At 54.0% G+C, this 16543-nt stretch carries 23 protein-coding genes; 2 read left to right on the forward strand and 21 right to left on the reverse strand.

Going from position 1 to position 16543, the window contains the following annotated elements; all coding sequences use genetic code 11:
• Positions 1-43 precede the first annotated feature (43 nt).
• From IPM28_11055 to IPM28_11150, 20 genes are all read right to left on the reverse strand, one after another.
• On the reverse strand, positions 44-442 hold the full coding sequence (locus IPM28_11055; GenBank protein ID MBK9173516.1) for a VOC family protein: 399 nt from the start codon (positions 440-442) through the stop codon (positions 44-46).
• A 12-nt stretch (positions 443-454) separates the two neighbouring features.
• The gene (locus IPM28_11060; protein ID MBK9173517.1) at positions 455-2053 is read right to left on the reverse strand and encodes a M20/M25/M40 family metallo-hydrolase; all 1599 of its coding nucleotides are present in this window, start codon (positions 2051-2053) and stop codon (positions 455-457) included.
• A gap of 37 nt (positions 2054-2090) precedes the next feature.
• Positions 2091-2834, reverse strand: coding sequence for an ankyrin repeat domain-containing protein (locus tag IPM28_11065; protein MBK9173518.1), 744 nt, complete (start codon positions 2832-2834; stop codon positions 2091-2093).
• A gap of 61 nt (positions 2835-2895) precedes the next feature.
• Entirely contained in the window at positions 2896-3168 is a 273-nt protein-coding gene (locus tag IPM28_11070; protein MBK9173519.1) for a DUF2277 domain-containing protein, read from the reverse strand.
• Between the two features lies 1 nt (position 3169).
• Positions 3170-4702: a hypothetical protein gene (locus tag IPM28_11075; protein MBK9173520.1), complete on the reverse strand. Its 1533-nt coding sequence runs from the start codon at positions 4700-4702 to the stop codon at positions 3170-3172.
• A gap of 162 nt (positions 4703-4864) precedes the next feature.
• Positions 4865-5539, reverse strand: a complete 675-nt coding sequence (locus tag IPM28_11080; protein ID MBK9173521.1) for a dienelactone hydrolase family protein — start codon at positions 5537-5539, stop codon at positions 4865-4867.
• Between the two features lie 6 nt (positions 5540-5545).
• Complete coding sequence (locus IPM28_11085; protein MBK9173522.1) at positions 5546-6130, reverse strand: DUF1211 domain-containing protein; 585 nt, start codon at positions 6128-6130, stop codon at positions 5546-5548.
• Positions 6131-6160: 30 nt separating this feature from the next.
• Positions 6161-7450: a homogentisate 1,2-dioxygenase gene (locus IPM28_11090; protein ID MBK9173523.1), complete on the reverse strand. Its 1290-nt coding sequence runs from the start codon at positions 7448-7450 to the stop codon at positions 6161-6163.
• A 32-nt stretch (positions 7451-7482) separates the two neighbouring features.
• Positions 7483-8622, reverse strand: a complete 1140-nt coding sequence (locus tag IPM28_11095; protein MBK9173524.1) for a hypothetical protein — start codon at positions 8620-8622, stop codon at positions 7483-7485.
• A gap of 136 nt (positions 8623-8758) precedes the next feature.
• Positions 8759-9202: a GNAT family N-acetyltransferase gene (locus tag IPM28_11100; protein MBK9173525.1), complete on the reverse strand. Its 444-nt coding sequence runs from the start codon at positions 9200-9202 to the stop codon at positions 8759-8761.
• The gene (gene aac(3)-I / locus IPM28_11105) at positions 9202-9654 is read right to left on the reverse strand and encodes an AAC(3)-I family aminoglycoside N-acetyltransferase (GenBank protein MBK9173526.1); all 453 of its coding nucleotides are present in this window, start codon (positions 9652-9654) and stop codon (positions 9202-9204) included. Before aac(3)-I ends, IPM28_11100 begins: the two co-directional genes overlap by 1 nt.
• A gap of 12 nt (positions 9655-9666) precedes the next feature.
• Positions 9667-10161: a GNAT family N-acetyltransferase gene (locus IPM28_11110; protein ID MBK9173527.1), complete on the reverse strand. Its 495-nt coding sequence runs from the start codon at positions 10159-10161 to the stop codon at positions 9667-9669.
• Between the two features lie 18 nt (positions 10162-10179).
• Entirely contained in the window at positions 10180-11292 is a 1113-nt protein-coding gene (gene hppD, locus IPM28_11115) for a 4-hydroxyphenylpyruvate dioxygenase (GenBank protein MBK9173528.1), read from the reverse strand.
• A gap of 13 nt (positions 11293-11305) precedes the next feature.
• Positions 11306-11512, reverse strand: coding sequence for a hypothetical protein (locus IPM28_11120; protein ID MBK9173529.1), 207 nt, complete (start codon positions 11510-11512; stop codon positions 11306-11308).
• Entirely contained in the window at positions 11505-11687 is a 183-nt protein-coding gene (locus tag IPM28_11125; protein ID MBK9173530.1) for a hypothetical protein, read from the reverse strand. The genes IPM28_11120 and IPM28_11125 overlap by 8 nt, the downstream gene beginning before the upstream one ends.
• A 52-nt stretch (positions 11688-11739) precedes the next feature.
• Positions 11740-12813: a WG repeat-containing protein gene (locus tag IPM28_11130; protein ID MBK9173531.1), complete on the reverse strand. Its 1074-nt coding sequence runs from the start codon at positions 12811-12813 to the stop codon at positions 11740-11742.
• A 287-nt stretch (positions 12814-13100) separates the two neighbouring features.
• Positions 13101-13268, reverse strand: coding sequence for a hypothetical protein (locus IPM28_11135; GenBank protein ID MBK9173532.1), 168 nt, complete (start codon positions 13266-13268; stop codon positions 13101-13103).
• Positions 13269-13282: 14 nt separating this feature from the next.
• On the reverse strand, positions 13283-13582 hold the full coding sequence (locus tag IPM28_11140) for a helix-turn-helix transcriptional regulator (GenBank protein MBK9173533.1): 300 nt from the start codon (positions 13580-13582) through the stop codon (positions 13283-13285).
• A gap of 62 nt (positions 13583-13644) precedes the next feature.
• Positions 13645-14040 (reverse strand): GNAT family N-acetyltransferase, encoded by a 396-nt coding sequence (locus IPM28_11145; GenBank protein ID MBK9173534.1) that lies wholly within the window; start codon positions 14038-14040, stop codon positions 13645-13647.
• Positions 14041-14955, reverse strand: a complete 915-nt coding sequence (locus IPM28_11150; GenBank protein ID MBK9173535.1) for a phenylalanine 4-monooxygenase — start codon at positions 14953-14955, stop codon at positions 14041-14043. It abuts the gene before it with no gap.
• 210 nt (positions 14956-15165) lie between these two features.
• On the opposite strand from IPM28_11150, the gene IPM28_11155 reads away from it, so the two are divergent.
• Both IPM28_11155 and IPM28_11160 read left to right on the forward strand, forming a co-directional pair.
• Positions 15166-15603: an Lrp/AsnC family transcriptional regulator gene (locus IPM28_11155; GenBank protein MBK9173536.1), complete on the forward strand. Its 438-nt coding sequence runs from the start codon at positions 15166-15168 to the stop codon at positions 15601-15603.
• A gap of 17 nt (positions 15604-15620) precedes the next feature.
• Positions 15621-16121 (forward strand): SgcJ/EcaC family oxidoreductase, encoded by a 501-nt coding sequence (locus tag IPM28_11160; GenBank protein MBK9173537.1) that lies wholly within the window; start codon positions 15621-15623, stop codon positions 16119-16121.
• An 18-nt stretch (positions 16122-16139) separates the two neighbouring features.
• Here the strand turns inward: IPM28_11160 and IPM28_11165 are convergent, their stop codons facing one another.
• Complete coding sequence (locus tag IPM28_11165) at positions 16140-16541, reverse strand: DUF1801 domain-containing protein (GenBank protein ID MBK9173538.1); 402 nt, start codon at positions 16539-16541, stop codon at positions 16140-16142.
• Between the last annotated feature and the right edge of the window lie 2 nt (positions 16542-16543).

The following is a 16543-nucleotide window of genomic DNA, read 5'->3' on the forward strand; positions in this document are numbered from 1 at the left end:
TTTTCAACCACACGTTCCGAGCTCGCTTGTCGATCGACCGATTTCAAGCCGTCCATTGAAAGCAAAGGTTGTATCCGTCGGGATCGTTTATGTAAACCTGCCGGGCGCCGTAATCGGTGACGATCGGAGGCCTGGGCTTTAGGCCGCGGGATGTCAGAAATTCATAAGCGCCGTCGACGTCAGGACAATTGAAATAAAGACATGTGTCACCATGCCACTCAGATCGGGCAGCCGGAGGGGCGTCTGGCCCGGTTCCAGGCTCATATTGGTCATTGAGCATCAGATCCGTTTCGCCGAGCCGAAGCCAGACCCAACTCGCATTGTCACCACCGCCCGAATCCGAAATAACCACAAATCCGATCGTGTCGCGATAAAAAGCCAACGCTCGCGGCATGCTGAATACCTGTATCAGCGGTGTCATTCCCTGTATCTCGATCGCCATGAACGATTCTATTTATTTGGCTGCCGACAGGGCGAACAGCATATCAACGTAGAACTTCTCGATCTGGGCAATGCCCGCCACTTTTGAGCCCGATCTCGGCTCAATCACCATGTATTCATTCGGGGCGTGAGCACCCGAACCGTGGCCAAGGCCTCCGGCAACGAGCGGCAGTTTCAATGTGTCGGTAAATACGTAATAGGGTGCGCTGCCGCCCAGCCGCGGTGCGACACTCGGCGTCAAGCCGTATTTATTGTAAGTGCCTATCATCGACCGGACCAAAGGAGCGTCGACCGACGTTTGTGCGGGCGGATAACCGCTCATCTTTCGGATAATGATGTCTGAAAACCCGCTTTTGTCGAGATGTGTGCGAATAAGCCGCAAGGCTTCGTCGGGCGTTTGATCCGGAACCAGGCGGGAATCGACCTTTGCGGTCGCAATATGCGGAAGTATCGTTTTCACACCCGGCCCGGTATAGCCGGTCCACATCCCGTTGATGTTCAGGGTCGTGTCAAAAAGATATCGCATCAGCGAGTCGCGGCCGGAAAGACCGTCGGCCCAACGATCGATCCCGAGGCCCTGACGCATCATCGCCTCGCGCGCTTTCCATGACGTGAGCATCCCGTTCACGAGCCGCTCCTCTTCGCCCGATGGTTTTCGGATCTTATCGTAATAGCCCGGAACGACAATGGTGTTGCCGTCCGGCGACGTCAGCGCGGCGAGAGCCTGCGTAAGCCTCCACGCGGGCGAATCTGAGACGGCTTTCAGCGAACCATGGATCTCTGCCGTCTTCGGACCGCCGGCGGCGTTTCCGCGCGCCTCGAGCTCGAAATAGACAATGCCCTTCACACCAAGGGTCATATTCACCGAGCCGTCGCCGCCCTGTCCGTTCATCGGAAAAAGCACGCCGTCAGCCGTCTTCAACCTGTCTTTATATTTTTCGATCAGCTCGGGATAATGCGGTGAACCGAGCTCTTCCTCACCCTCGGCAAGCACCATTAGGTTGACCGGCATTCGCTCGCCGCTCTTGATTATTGCTTCGACGGCGTTGAGGAATGCTCGCTGCGGGCCCTTCTGATTTGTTGCGCCGCGCGCCATCAGAACGCGGCCGAGCGGATGGTCGACGATCGAACCGTCGAACGCCCCGACCTGCCAGCCGGTCGGTTCGACGGGCTGAACGTCGTACATCATATAGACCGCCAGCGTTTTTGCCGCGCCGGCATCGTAATACCCCCAAACTCCGGGATGGCCGCTTGTCGGGACGACCTCGGCCTCCTTAAAACCAAGGTCTTTCAGATCGTCGCGCAACAACGCCGCCATTTGCTGAACGCCGTCGTTCTGCGCGCTGATCGAACGCTGGCGGACCCACCGCTGCAGATTCTCAATGTGTCTGGCCAGATTCTGGTCGATATACGCGTACGCCTTCGGATGGTCACCACGATAGGACGCAACGGTCGAGGCATCGAAAGCCTCAGTGGTCGTTGCAGGAAAATTCGGGCGTCGCGCTCCGCCATCGCTGGTCTGAGCCCTCACCCCGATCGATGCGTCGAGGATGATAGCGAACGTCAATATCACGATGCCGATCCGGAATGATCCCGGCTGTGTTGATCTCATATTAGGCTTCTCCGATCGAAACGAATATCATCCGATTCTATTTCAGTTCGACAGATTCCGGAAGATAATCACCGAGGAAATTGCGTTCCATGCCGTATCCCCAACCGCTGCCGTGATCGGACGTTATCCTTGTGACGTGTGCGTCGCTGATATTGTGCGGAGGGAATGCCAATAGTTGAAGGATCGCTCCCGGCCGAAGGTGTTCGCTTGCCCATGTCAGCGGCGAATCGCCATTCGCGTCACGAGCCTCCTTTTCGGCTCCATTCTCTAGCAGATACGATATCATCGCTTCGTCGCCGTACGCAGCCGCACGATGAAGCGGGGTCTCGCCTTTTGTTCGGACGTCGCGCATGAAGCCACCGGTCTCTCGTCCGGGAATTGTCCGGGCGTTGACATTCGCGCCGTTTTCGACCAGGACCTTCAGTACGTATAAATACTGCGGCCGGCCGGCCTTGCAGAGCGCGCTGTGTAGCGGCGTCTCGCCCGTCTCCGGCACGTGCCAATTCACATCGGCGCCGTGCTCGATCAGAAAGTCGGCGACCTTCCAATGGCCGAAGAATGCGGCGTTGCCAAGTTCCTGACCGAGATCAAGGCTTTCGAGATCGCCGCCTGCGTTCAATATGGCCTTGAGAGCGGTGACGTCGTTGTAGTAAACGAACCACTGCAAGGGATTTGTGTCGCCCTCGCGGATAATGTCCTTCCAGCCAGGCGAGCCGAGCAGTTCGAAGACAAGGTCGGTCCGGCCGCGGCTGATACGCTCTAGCATCACTTCTATTTCCATTGCATTTGGAATTTCAACGAAAGCGGAAGGAAAAATGTTTCGCGAAAACGGCCTGCGGCCATTATGCCCGCCCGAATCGCTGGTTGCCGCGTTCACGGGCCCGCGCCGCTTCGATCTCGCGATCACGCGGCGGCGAATTCGTGACCAGAGAATTCAACATTTCCTGGGCGGCAGCGGCGACCCGTTCGACGGCGAGTTGAAACGCTTCTTCGTTCGCCTTTGACGGCTTGTTGAATCCGGAGAGCTTTCTGACGAACTGCAACGCCGACGCATTGACCTCATCGGTCGTCGCGGGCGGGTCGAAATTGAAAAGCGTCTTGATGTTTCGACACATATCATTTTCCCAAGGCGTTTCGCAGGCCTTCGTTCGATAGTCTTCGATTTGGATACCGCTTTAGAGCACGACGGAAAGCATCAGCAGCCTCGTTCTTTCTGCCGGCTTCGAGAAGCATTTCACCGGCGGCTTCCCATGCGGGTTTCGGGATCGCCGGCGGGCCGTATTCGAAAACGAGTCTGTCCTCGGCCTCGGCAGCCGCGAGTATTTTGGCGATCGCCGCTTCGCGCTCACCCGAAGCATACCGGATAGCCGCGTCAAGGACCTGTTCCATTACTGCGGTCGTATCAAGATCGCTTTGCGAGACCGTCGAATACCGCGAGACCACGTCAGTGTTGCTCTCTGTCCGTTGCTTGCCCGCACTTCTGTTTCGCAGCGTCGCAAGAGATCGCTTTGCGGCTTCGAGATCTTTTCGCCGCACATACTCAAGCCCGATCGCCAGATCATGCCCGGCGAAAGTACTGAGCATCGTAATGCCGGCTGAGTCGACCGGCTCCAATAACGAGGCAGGACCGCTGCCGCGAGTCTCGACAAGCAATGTCGCCCGGCACATCGCCAGATGAGTTCGGGCATATGGCGTTGCGTTCGTCCTCATGTCGGCTTCGACGACCGCGAGCAGCTTAAAGGCCTCCTCATCCTTGCCGATCTGCGGATATGCATGGACCAGCCAATGCAGCGGATGATAGCCGCCCGTGCCCGCGTCGCGTGCCGTCTTCATCGATGCGGTATTTGCGGCGATCGAATCTTCCCACATGCCCAGAGCAAAGAAGATGTGCGAAGGCATATGCTGTGCATGCGAGGCGCTTCTTGCCACCGTTCCGTAAAGACGAGCCGCTCGAAGCCCGAGCGGGGCGTGGATCGGATCGTCGTAAGCATGGATCAGGTAATGAAGAGCTCCGGGATGACGAGGATTTTTCTCGTATATGCTTTCTGCGATGGCCGCCGCCCGCATATAGTTTTCAGTGTTTCGCGTCGTGCCGGTCAAGCCGAGGATCGAAAGCGAATAAAACGCCTGGGCCTCCAGATCTTCGGGAAAGCGGCGTGTCAGCTCGGCCAGAGCGTTCGAATAATTCTGAGCGATCTCTTTTTCGTCGCCGTCATCGAACAACTGTTCGACCGCATCAAGATAGAGCTTTTCGCGCGTCGTCGGCGCTTTGGCTCGACGTTCTGCGGGCGTTGCGGCGAGTTTGGCAAGCGCATCGAGCGCCGCTTTTTGATCCTGTTCACCCCAGATGCGATGGTCGTGCGTCATCGCTTCGCCCCAATAAGCAAGCGCAAAATCGGGGGCGAGCCGCGATGCTTCCTGAAAAGCTCGTCGAGCTCGGCCGTACTCAAAACTGTGCAGGAGCAGTACGCCTTCGATGAAATGTTTCTGCGCTTCTGCGGGGCCCGACGTCGGAAAATCGATCTTTCCAAGGTCGACCGGACCGTTCGAACGCCCCGATTCGGGCCCGTGATGCTGAGCCGCGGCCGAAAAAACGGTCAACAAACCGAACAGCAAGCCCGGCAGAACATTGCGCGAATGTGCTTTCATATGCTTTTACCTTCTGACTGACCGTCGATAATATACGAGAACCAACCTGTTTGAAAAGGTTCGGTCTTTCTGCCGTAAAAACAATTCCCTGCGGATGAGGACGTCGGTGATCTGATAGATGACGGTTACGAAAAGATCGACGGGCATAACATCGGATGTCTCCTAGATCCCCTGTTTGGCGATCCATTCTTTGAGAACCCTCGCCATCTCAGCGAACACATCTTCGTCCGACGCTCGCATCTTCTTCAATATCTTGTAGCTGTGATTTGCGGTGTCGATCTTGTGTAGCGTTGCGCGCTTTCGAAGCTTCTCGATCGTTGGCTCAAGCAGATCGAGCGTGGCAAGCTCATCCCGCGTTCCGGAAAGAAACAGCATCGGGATCTTTACGCTCGCGAGGTGTTCGGCGCGCTTCGTGTCGGGTCGTCCCGGAAGATGCAATGGGAATGAGAACAGCACAAGGCCCTTCACATTTTCAAGCGGCTCCTCAGACTGCGCGGTCGTCGTCATCCGCCCGCCGAACGAATGGCCGCCGGCAAGCAGGATGAGATCGGGGGCTGCTTCCTTTGCAGCCTTAACCGCGTTTCTTATCGTTTGGACACAAACCGCCTGTGAGTCGCGGCCGCCGCCTTTTTCCGAATAAGGAAAATTATACCGAAACGTGGCGATCTTCTGTTGAGCGAGCGCGTCCGCAATGCTCTGCATCGTGGCGTGACGCATATTCGTACTCGCGCCGTGACCAAGTACCAAAAGGTGCGTCGCTCCGTCGGGCCGCATCCCGATCGCTGAAACTTCCCCTTTATCAGGCGTTGCCGGAAATTGAAGTTCGTATTTTCGCAAATGGGTTCAGTCTCCCGAGTGCCGCAGGATGCGCTCGATCCGCCGGTCCGGTATCAACCAGATAATGGCTACTAGAACATAGATCGCCCACGCGACACGATGCTCGACGAATGTACTTAAGATCGCGACGACATACAGAATGGGCGAGAGCTTTCCTTTTCGATCGCGGCCCACTGCGCTTGCAAGCAGAGAGTCTTCGCCCTGGCCCGCGATAATTCGCTGCTGCAGGACATAGTAAGCGACAGCCGCCATCAGCATTATCAAACCGTAGAGTGCCGTAGGTGCTGCTTCGAAATGATTTTCGCCCATCCATCCGGTGACGAACGGGAACAACGAAAGCCAAAACAGCAGGTGAAGATTCGCCCACAACATGCCGGCAGAAACATGCTTCACGGTGTGCAGCATGTGATGATGATTGTTCCAATATATACCGAGGTAAACAAAGCTAAGAACATAGCTCAGGAAAACGGGGAGGAGGGGCCGCAACGCCTCGAACGATGGGTCGTGCGGGACCTTTAGTTCGAGAACCATGATCGTGATGATTATCGCGAGCACTCCGTCGCTGAACGCCTCTAATCGGTTTCGACCCATTATTCTTATCCTGTTCCGCCTGTTTTGTAGCTATGCCTGAAAATTCTTCGTCAACCTCTGCCAAACATCACTGTAGTTGTGCTGCAGTTCCGAGCATTCCATGGCGAATTTCGTCGGGCGGATGACGTAGCGCGATTCGAACATAAAGGCCATCGTACCGGAAAGCTTCTGTGGCTTCAGCTCGGCATTCGAGGCCTTTTCGAAGGCATCGAGGTCGGGGCCGTGGGCGGACATCTGATTGTGCAGCGATCCGCCGCCCGGCACGAAGCCTTCTTCTTTTGCGTCGTACTTGCCGTAGATGAGGCCCATGTATTCGCTCATCGTGTTGCGGTGATACCAGGGCGGGCGGAACGTGTCTTCGCCGACAAGCCAGCGGTCGGGAAAAATAACAAAGTCACAATTCGCAACGCCCGTTTCGCCCGATGGCGACGTCAGGACGGTGAAGATGCTCGGATCAGGATGATCGAACGAGATCGATCCTATCGTGTTGAACCGGCGCAGGTCGTATTTATAAGGCGCGTAGTTGCCATGCCAGGCAACGACATCGAGCGGCGAATGATCGATCTCGCACCGCCACAAATTGCCGCCGAATTTCGCGACCTGCTCAAATTCTCCCTCGACGTCCTCGTACCACGCCACCGGCGTTTCAAAATCGCGCGGATTCGCCAATCCATTCGCCCCGATCGGCCCAAGATCAGGCAGACGAAACTGCGCGCCGTAATTTTCGCAGATGTATCCGCGGCATTGTTTGTCATCGGGGTGCGGCTCGACCTTGAATCTCACACCACGCGGTATCACGACGACCTCGCCGGGCCCGGCCTGGATCGCGCCAAGCTCGGTCAAGAACCCGAGCCGTCCCATCTCGGGCACGATCAGCATCTCGCCGTCGGCATTGTAGAAATATCGGCCGCCCATGCCTTGATTACAGCGATAGATGTGAATACCGATCCCGGCCTGCGAGAACAGATCGCCGTTCAGGGCAATTGTCGTCATGCCGTCAATAAAATCGGTTGGTTCGGTGGGGATCGGAAGCGGATCCCAACGAAGCTGATTTGGCGTAACGTCGATATCGTCCGGTTTGCTTTGCCAACGGAAATTGTCGATCCGCTCAAACGGCCGATGCATTACGCTGGGCCTGATGCGGTACGTCCACGTACGCTTATTGCCCGACCGCGGAACCGTGAACGCCGTTCCCGAAAGCTGTTCTGCATAAAGCCCAAGCGGTGCCTTCTGCGGCGAATTTCGGCCGACCGGCAACGCACCCGCAACCGCCTCGGTCGCAAACTCATTCCCAAAGCCTGTTTGATACTTAGGGTTCATTCTTTTCTATGCACGCTCCAAGCCCGTTTCGTTTAAGTCCGATAGATCCAAGCTCCATCGCTAATATTGCGTCCATCGCGATAACCACCCGTTATAAGAACTGTTCCGTTTCCTAAAAGGGTTGCTGTTGCGAAAAGCCGGGTGGTGCCCATGTCACCCTCAGTCAATGAAAAACTGTTCGTTTTGGGGTCGAACACTTCCGCACGATTCGCACCGCCCGCTACGAGCACCTTCCCATTTGGAAGCAACACGGCCGTACCCTGCAGCTTATATCGCGAAGCGTTCATATTGTTCTTAACAACTGTGAACTTTCCATCCGCCGGGTTGTAGACTTCGGCGTTGTTGTACGCGCCGTCCCCGTCCTGCTCGTCGGAGCCGCCGAGTATCAAAACGCGTCCGTCGATCAGGCGGATCGCCTCGTGCTTATGCCGCATGATGGTGAGCCCGCTAGCTTCGGTGAAACGGCGTGTTAGCGGATCGTAGATCTCTGTACTGTTGAAGATAACGATCTGCGAACGTCGTCCACTATGCCCGCCGGCGATCAATATGCGTCCGTCATTGAGTAAGGTCGCCGTGTGCGATTCTCTGGGCACCGACATATCGCTCACCGCCGTAAATCGTTTCGTTAACGGATCATAAATTTCTGCACTCTTAAGAAATGTCCAACCAGTTCCAACCCCGCCCGCGAAAAGTACAGTGCCATCTTTGAATGCGGTAGCGATATGCCCGCTTCGCGGCGATGTCATTCGTGGTCCTGTCGAGAATTGTTTTGTCGAGGGGTCGTATATTTCGGTCGTGTCAAGATATTCGCCATTGAACCCGCCAGACACCAGCACTTTTCCGTCAGGCAGCAACGTCGCTGAATGGCTTGACCGGGCCGTGCTCATGCTTCCTACTGCCACAAAGTTGCTGGTCGCCGGGTCGAACAGTTCTGCGCTTGCGATGTTACCATCGCCGCCGATATAGCCTCCCGCGATCAACACCTTTCCATCGAGAAGAAGCGTCGCTGTATGGACAGATCGCCGCACGGTCATGTTCGAAATAGCGTTTACGGAGCCGGTTTGACGTACAACGCGATCCTCACTAACTACCGGGGTCTGAGCACCACAGCCGACCGCAAATAATGAAGCAATAAATGGGATCGATGCGAAATAGGTAGCATATATGATCATCGTTCGCCTCCTTTCGGCGTGCAAATGCGAAAGCTGATTCTAGCTGACGACGTCTGAATAAGGTTCCACCACAGTCTATCGGCATCCCGAAGCTTCGGTCAATGGATATCGGGATGAGTTAGCCGTTCATCATTCGCTATTCCGGAAGCGCCAGCCGCATCTTGCAGATATCTATTCCCGGGCCGAAGCCGTCCGGCGTGTGTTCGACTGTCTCAAAGCCGAGTTTCTTGTAGAACCCTTCGGTATGGTGAGAGGTGCTTGTAACAAAGGGCCGGTCGCCCCATTTCTCGCGGCCTTTCTCCATTCGGAACAGGGTCAGCTTCTTCCCTAGACCGGTTCCGATCAGGTCGGTCCTTACCATTCCCCAACACAGCGAGATGGTCTCGTCCTCGTTTAGTGCGATCCCGCCCGCCGCAACGACCTCATCAATGATCTCGATGACAAAATAATCGTCAGAAAACGCCTCAAGAAATTCACGCAGTTCTTTCTCTTCGGCTTCGACAAAATACTTGCCGATGTTCGACCGAAAGATCGCTACGACGGCTTCGATATCGGACGGCTTATAGCGACGAATTATCATCAGGGTTCGATGTCGAAATGCAGAACATCTTCGCGCGTTCCGAGCGATTCGTACAGCTTGATCGCCGGGTCGTCGCCGTGATCTGCCTGCACATAGATAACGTACGCCCCGATCTCGCGGGCCATCTCGCGCAGCTTGTTTATCAACCCGGTGGCGATGCCTTGCCGGCGATATTCTTCAAGAACAGCAAGATCGTAAATATATATCTCGCTTCGCTCCTGCTCGAACTTCTGCAGCACATACGCGACCAACCCACCGACAACCTTCCCGTCCGCCACAGCCACCAGCGGAATGAAATCCTCACGAGCAAGAAGCTTTTTCAGATACCCATCTGAAGGTACCGCCGATTGATAATGTTCTTGATCCTCGAAGGCCTTCGCAAAAACGGTCAAAAGGTCTCTCAATCGATTCTTTTCCGCCCTATTGACGGCGATACCGATCCGCGTTTTCATTCTCGCTAACATTCACGACGGACCTTGCTCGTCCGAGAGGAGTTGCTTTTCAAAGCGCCAGACATCCAGTTGAAAACTGCCGGCGGGCGTCTTTAACTCGTGCGTAAATACACTTGCGAGATGCCATCCGCACTTTTCGTAGAACCTTGCGGCCCTCGAATTGCCAATGCCGCACGCAAGCCAGGCAATCCGGTTTCCGGCTCTCGATATTCGCCGTTCCGCATCATCGATTAGCGCCTTTGCCACACCGGTGCCGCGAGATTCTTTGTTGACATGAATCTGATTGAGTTCGTCATCCTTTACAATACTAAGTCCGAGCGGTTTCCCAATCGGGCCGACGACGTGAACTTTCGTAATATCAGAACACAGTACCTTTTCAAATGTAGCTAGCGTCCAGAATTGGGCATGGCCCTCCGGCAGGATCTCGGAATGAGCTTCCTGCCAACTGTCATGCCAGAGCCGAGCAATCGCGTCAATCTCCGATCGCAACGCAGGTCGAACATCCATTTCTCATCATCCGAGCCCTTAAAGATTTCCCCGCCTTCGCTGTTCTTCCTCGATCGAAACGAACAACGCTTTGAAATTACCTTTTCCGAAGCCCTTGCAGCCCTTGCGTTGCAGGATCTCGTAGAAGACGGTCGGGCGGTCTTCGACCGGTTTGGTAAAGATCTGCAGCAGGTAGCCTTCATCGTCGCGATCGACGAGGATGCCAAGGCGTTTCAGGTCTTCGATGCTTTCGTCGATCTCGCCGACGCGGGCCGGGATCTCGTCGTAATATGTGTCGGGAACCCTAAGAAACTCGACGCCGTTCTCCTGCAGCTTGGCGACCGTATTAAGAATGTCCTTGCAGAGCAGTGCGACGTGCTGCGCGCCGGCCGAACGGTAAAAATCGATATATTCCTGGATCTGCGACTTACCGCCTTTGCCTTCGGCGGGCTCGTTGATCGGGAATTTGATGTTGTGCCCGCCGTCCGACATCACGATCGACATCAGCGCTGAATATTCGGTCGAGATGTCCTTATCGTCGAATGTGATGTAGCGGAAAAACCCCAAAACATCGCGATAGAAATCGCACCAATAGTTCATCTTGCCGAGTTCGACGTTGCCGACGATGTGATCGACAAGCTGAATGCCGACCTCGTCGCCTGCAACCTCCTGCGAGATGAAACCGGGCAGGAACGGCCCTGAATAGTTGTGGCCGTTATTTGTGTTGTACGAGACGAAAGAGTGGATCGTATCGCCGTAGGTGGCGATCGCTGCGTGGCGAACGCTGCCGCTTTCATCGGTCATGTCACGAGGCTCAGTGACCGGTGTCGCACCGCGTTTCACGGCTTCGTTAAAAGCATGGTCGGCGTCCTCGACCTGGAACGCGATATCGCGGACGCCGTCGCCGTGTTTCTTGATATGCTCGGCCGCCGGATGCTCCGGCCCCATCGGCGTCGTAAGGACGAAATTTACGCGGTTCTGCCGCATCACATAGCTAGTTACGTCGCGGTTCCCCGTCTCAAGCCCGCGATAAGCATGCCGCGAAAACCCGAATGCCTTGCGGTAATAAAACTCCGCCTGCTTCGCATTCCCAACGTAAAACTCAACGTGATATATCTTCTTTAGTCCTAATGGATTTTTCGTTTCTGTCATAAAAACCTTTCAATTAAGGATGCCGTGCCGCATGCCATTTCTTCCATTTTGCAGGAATCGGCTTCCCACCGTTCGCCTCATGGACCGCCAGCATTTCGTAATATTGTTCCTGCAAATTCATAAGCCGGACGATCTTGGCCTCTGGTGATAAGGACCTCAGAAGGGATCGCGATATCTCTATGCGTTTGGTAAGTTCTGCGATCTCGCTATCGCTATCCATTTGTAAACCTCCACTTCTCTGATTCCCATTTTACCAGCAATTCATGTCTCGCCAGAATATTTGCAAGTCTCTCGTTATCGAGAATGCCTGCATCCACGAACATCGCAATCTTCTGGTAGTCCTTTGCCCGCCCGGCGAAAAGCCACATAGCGACGAGATGCTTCAAAAAACTCAACGTGATGTATTTTCTTTAGTCCTAAAGGATTTTTTTGATCTGTCATGGTCGCCTATTTCCTTAACCGCCAAATAATAGTTCCAGATCTATCAATGTATAGATTCGGTGCCTTAAAGTCTGCTGCGGTCTTGCCCTTTTCCACTGCAGCTAGTCCATTTCGGAAACTCGTTCCATAAGAGAATTCGGGCTTGATCACTATCTTTCCGGTTTTATCTATGAAACCTATCTTGTCTTTAACACTTATCAATGCGAGCCCTTCTGAAAAGTCTAGAGCAAATCCGAAGTATTTCGGTTCGATAGCCATCTTCCCGGCCCGATCGATATAGCCATAAAAGGGAAACCCATGTTTCGTTGCTACTGCAACTAATGCAAGACCTTCCGAGAAACTATTTACCCTTTTCACTTCCGTGCCGAGGGTAAAGGCCGCTTTACCAGACATGTCAATAAATGCGAATTGACCTTCCGGGGCTATGTAAGTACCGTAGAACCTGTATGGTTTCTCATTAAACTTGCCGGTTTTCACGGGTGCCAGACCTTCCTTGAATTTGGACGGGAGGAGGTAGCGCGGCTCAATAACAACGTTACCGGATTTGTCAATGAATCCGAATAATCCATTGATCATCACGCAAGCGAGCCCTTCGGAATAACTGAAAGCGTCATCAAAATTATAAGGAATAGCCAATTTGCCGTTCCGGTCTATAAATCCCCATTTGCCGTGCTCATTCATTACGGCCGCTAAGTCCTCTGAGAAGGCCTTAACTTCCTTAAACTTTGGTTCAATGGCAAACCGACCATCCCTGTCAATGAAGCCCCATTTATGATTGCCCTCCCCGTGAATTCCAAAATTTCCTATTCCCACTGCCGCCAACCCCTCAGAGAAATCTCGGGCAGCGTCAAATTGGGCTGGAACAATAAAAGAGCCGGCTTCATCTATATATCCTAGTTTGTATTTGTCCCCACTGACCGCAACGAAAGCTCGCCCTTCAACAAAATCGCCTGCACCTTGGAATTGTGGTGCAATCACCATCTTGCCGTCGGTATCAATGAAACCTACTTTCTCGTTGACTAAAACGCTAAACAGTTTTGAAGGTTGCTTTACCTGCGCAACGGCGAACGTATGAGACAAAACCGTCGAACAAACGGCGATCAATATTGTTCGTTTCAGACAACGCATGAATTTTCAGTCTCGTTCAGTAGGCTTCCCGCGTTACGGGCGCATAGCAACCTGCTTTGGCTAGTAATTAGCTATTGTTATCAATCGATCAAAGGGCGTTTCGACATCCTTCACTTTTCGGCCTAGGCCGTCGCCATCGGTAAGCCCGTTAAACGGGCTGCGATCCATTTCCCGAACCCAAACCATGCCGTGAACGATGTGGCTATGCTCTCTTGACGAGAAACCCAGATTAACAATGCTTACCTATCTAAATCCATTTCCGGCACATTCGCGTTCTCATAGTTCTCGATAAGGGCCGAAAGTAGCGCCATCATCGAGGCGAGCGGATGCGACTCATCTTCGCCGACTTGATCGATCAACTCGTCGAGCATTGTTACCCATTGGTCGTAGACCGCCGCTCCAAACATACTTATACAAGCAACTAAAGCTTGATCGCCAGTTCCAACTCACCGCCAAGGCCCGTTACGATCTTGCGCAGGGTGGAGTATCGAACATCCTTTATATCGTTTTCGACTCGCGAAATGTACGCTTTATTGACGCCGATCCTATCTGCGAGCTGCTGTTGAGTAAGGCCCTTCTCTTTCCGAGCCTCCTGGATCATCACGCCGAGTTTGAACTCTTGATATCCCAGTTCGAATTCTTCTCTTTTAGTCGTGCCTCGCACTCCGTATTCTGTCACTATCAATTCAGGAAGCGGCGTTGGACTGTTCTTTTTCAGCATAAATAGTCAACCGAAATTGCTGCGCGTGTTGTCCAATAAGACAACATTTTTTCCTGAAAGCCTCATCCCTTCCGCCAGATTATGAATGCGTTGTCGAGCCGTTCCATACCGATCTTTGGGTAGTACTCCATCGCGGTCGGGACCGAAAGGAGCAGCACCATCGATTCTTCGCCTGCGGCCTCTTTTGTAAGCTCGACCAGCCGGCGCCCGACACCTGCTTTCTGGTGCGATGTCGCGACGGCAAGGTCGGCGAGATAAGTGCTCCAGGCGCCGTCGGTGATCGAACGTGAAATGCCGACCAATTTGCCGTCTTCCCAGGCGCTGACGACGAGGTTCGAACCCGCCAGCATTTTGGCGATCCTGCCTGCGTCATCTATCGGCCTCTGCAGTCCTGCGTCGCGATAAAGTTCGATCACGTCGGCCGCATCGACCGGCTCGTTCACCTTATACTCGATCATTTATTTCGACCCGAAGCTTTCGATATATTTCCGCGTCACCTCTTTCAGCTCAGCGTACGACGGGATGACATACAACACCGGCTGCATGTCGCTGTAGGTGTACTCGTGATCGATGACCTGTTCGAGGTTGAAAGGACGACGTTCGACCTGGTCACTGAACGCGTGTTCGAGCTCGCCAAAACTCGAGAGCAATCCGGCGCCGTAAGCCTTGATATCGCCTTCGTGCTCGACCATCCCGAATTCGACCGTGAACCAATAAAGCCGGCCGAGTTCTTCCAGCTGCCGGTCGTTCGCAATTCTTGCTCCGTGGCCGATGAACTGTGAAAAATCTGCGAAATTCGGATTGGTGAACATCGGTATGTGTCCGATCGCTTCGTGTACGATATCTGGTTCGGGCGTGTACGCCGGCTGCGAGTGATGGCGGATGTACTGCGTGCATAGCATCACCCTGTACGACAGCCATGAAAGGAAAGCTCGTGTTTCGACCAGTCCCTCGATCGGTGCAAGCCGAAAGCCCGTAAGTTCTTTCAACCGCCGGTTCATTTCCGACAGCTGCGGGATGCGGTCGGTCCTGATGCCGAGATCTTTCTTTGCCCTCAAATAAAATGGCGAAGCGTATTTCTGCTGCAGTTCCTCGAGTTCCTCTGCAACATATCGCCAAACACGCTGTTCACGCGGGCTGTAATCGACATCTGTGATCTCGCCGGTCTCGCGAAAGTTCTTTGCGTACCCGGCAATAACGTCTCGCCGCGCTCGATATTCGGGGTCGTTCGCACCGGGATGATCGAGGTGAAGTTCGTTTATGTTCTCGAACTTCATGTCCCTGAACTCAGGAAGATCGGCATCCGAGACCTGGAAATTCTCGATCGCAAGATCGGCGTCGTTGGTGGGCGGCGTTGCGGTTTCGGTCAGCATTTGAGCGGCTCCTTTCATATGTCCGATGCGGCTTAAGAACGTTGGGTTATCTTCGAATAAACTATTCTAATGGAAAGGATAATTAGTTTGAATAGCGAAACTCAAAATTTATCCGTATCACGCCTTACTTTGTTAGTTAATTTTGGCGGTATGCTTTATATTCTTTGGTGACGCCCGCTCGGTCATCGAAGCCGGGAGTGATCTGAGACGATGATAGTTGACGAGATCGATCGCAAGATCCTAAAGGAATTACAGCAGGATGCACGGACGAGTTACGCCGAACTTGGCCGTCGCGTTGGGCTGACCACGCCGGCCGTTATCGAGCGCGTACGAAAACTCGAGGATGCCGGGATCATTACCGGCTATCGCGCCGAGATCGATACGGCGAAGGTCGGGCTGCCGATCACGGCATTTGTGCGAATGAGCATAACCGGCGTCGATTACAGCCACATCATCGAGGTCGCGCAAGAGTCCAACGAAGTGCTCGAATGCCATCGCGGGACCGGCGGCGACTCGTTCATTATGAAGGTCGCCGTCTCGTCGGTCGAGCACCTCCAACAGATGATCGACCGCCTGACGCCCTACGGGATCACGACAACGACGATCGTTCTGTCATCTCCGGTCAAAAGAAGAATCATCGAAATATAGATAGGTATCCTAAGACAATGAAAAGACCCGCACTTCTTACTGTTCTCATCCTCGCTCTCACGATGACCGCTGCATCGCAGCATAAGGCCGCGTTGAAACTGACGCTCGAAGGGTCCGTAAAGCCGCACGCCGGTATCGACGCTGTTTACGCAACGTTCAGCGATGCGTATGAAAGGCTCGACGCGAAGATGGTCAGCGGCCTATACACCGACGACGCACTTTACCTCACACCCGAGAGCGACATCATGCGTGGCCGCGACGTGATATTCAAGAGCTTTAGCGGCTTTTTTGATGCGATCCGACGCGTCGGCGGAAAGCTTGATATTCGGTTCAATATCGTTGACCGGCGGGTCGATCAGGATATGGGCTATGACGTCGGCATCTTTTCGCTGACAAGCATCGGCAAGAACGGCGAAACACAGACATCAAGAGGCAAATTCGTTGTCGTTGCGGTGAGGTCAAAAGACGGCAGTTGGAAGTTTCAGCTCGATAGTTACAGCAACCTGCCGAAGGAATGAACGACCGATCGGAACGGGTCACTTGCCAGGTGTCGATCGTTCCAGAACACCTTTTCGCTTGATCACATTTTTATAATCCCACTGGATCGCAGCCGATTTTTTCAGCCAGCGTTTCAGGTCTTTGAAGTTGATCTGATCGGCGGATGTGTACGTGATCGAGGCGTCTTTGAACTTACCCGTTCCGGGTTTGAGCAACTCTTCGTCAAAGCTCGCACCGCTCCAGAACATCAGCCTGATGCCCGCCTTTAGTTTGCTGTAACCGACGATCGGATTCCCATCAAGAAACCAGACCGGATGCCGGTGCCAGATCTTGTTCTCGGCCTTTGGCAGGGCGCCCGAGATCGCCTCGGCAAGTGCTGTGCAGATCTCGCGGTCGGCGGTCGTTTGCGAGTCGTTATATGCCCTTACCTCGGGGTTCATGG

This window comes from Chloracidobacterium sp. (assembly GCA_016716305.1).
Taxonomy (GTDB): domain Bacteria; phylum Acidobacteriota; class Blastocatellia; order Pyrinomonadales; family Pyrinomonadaceae; genus OLB17.

Excerpts from the sequence above, each read along its gene's own strand:
- IPM28_11145 (MBK9173534.1), bottom strand. The coding sequence starts at position 14,040 with ATGATCGAGTATAAGGTGAACGAGCCGGTCGATGCGGCCGACGTGATC.
- IPM28_11085 (MBK9173522.1), bottom strand. The coding sequence starts at position 6,130 with ATGGGTCGAAACCGATTAGAGGCGTTCAGCGACGGAGTGCTCGCGATA.
- IPM28_11075 (MBK9173520.1), bottom strand. The coding sequence starts at position 4,702 with ATGAAAGCACATTCGCGCAATGTTCTGCCGGGCTTGCTGTTCGGTTTG.
- IPM28_11095 (MBK9173524.1), bottom strand. The coding sequence starts at position 8,622 with ATGATCATATATGCTACCTATTTCGCATCGATCCCATTTATTGCTTCA.
- IPM28_11100 (MBK9173525.1), bottom strand. The coding sequence starts at position 9,202 with ATGATAATTCGTCGCTATAAGCCGTCCGATATCGAAGCCGTCGTAGCG.
- IPM28_11055 (MBK9173516.1), bottom strand. The coding sequence starts at position 442 with ATGGCGATCGAGATACAGGGAATGACACCGCTGATACAGGTATTCAGC.
- IPM28_11090 (MBK9173523.1), bottom strand. The coding sequence starts at position 7,450 with ATGAACCCTAAGTATCAAACAGGCTTTGGGAATGAGTTTGCGACCGAG.
- IPM28_11110 (MBK9173527.1), bottom strand. The coding sequence starts at position 10,161 with ATGGATGTTCGACCTGCGTTGCGATCGGAGATTGACGCGATTGCTCGG.
- IPM28_11165 (MBK9173538.1), bottom strand. The coding sequence starts at position 16,541 with ATGAACCCCGAGGTAAGGGCATATAACGACTCGCAAACGACCGCCGAC.
- IPM28_11060 (MBK9173517.1), bottom strand. The coding sequence starts at position 2,053 with ATGAGATCAACACAGCCGGGATCATTCCGGATCGGCATCGTGATATTG.
- IPM28_11070 (MBK9173519.1), bottom strand. The coding sequence starts at position 3,168 with ATGTGTCGAAACATCAAGACGCTTTTCAATTTCGACCCGCCCGCGACG.
- IPM28_11150 (MBK9173535.1), bottom strand. The coding sequence starts at position 14,955 with ATGCTGACCGAAACCGCAACGCCGCCCACCAACGACGCCGATCTTGCG.
- IPM28_11120 (MBK9173529.1), bottom strand. The coding sequence starts at position 11,512 with ATGGATAGCGATAGCGAGATCGCAGAACTTACCAAACGCATAGAGATA.
- IPM28_11065 (MBK9173518.1), bottom strand. The coding sequence starts at position 2,834 with ATGGAAATAGAAGTGATGCTAGAGCGTATCAGCCGCGGCCGGACCGAC.
- IPM28_11135 (MBK9173532.1), bottom strand. The coding sequence starts at position 13,268 with ATGTTTGGAGCGGCGGTCTACGACCAATGGGTAACAATGCTCGACGAG.
- hppD (MBK9173528.1), bottom strand. The coding sequence starts at position 11,292 with ATGACAGAAACGAAAAATCCATTAGGACTAAAGAAGATATATCACGTT.
- IPM28_11140 (MBK9173533.1), bottom strand. The coding sequence starts at position 13,582 with ATGCTGAAAAAGAACAGTCCAACGCCGCTTCCTGAATTGATAGTGACA.
- IPM28_11160 (MBK9173537.1), top strand. The coding sequence starts at position 15,621 with ATGAAAAGACCCGCACTTCTTACTGTTCTCATCCTCGCTCTCACGATG.
- IPM28_11155 (MBK9173536.1), top strand. The coding sequence starts at position 15,166 with ATGATAGTTGACGAGATCGATCGCAAGATCCTAAAGGAATTACAGCAG.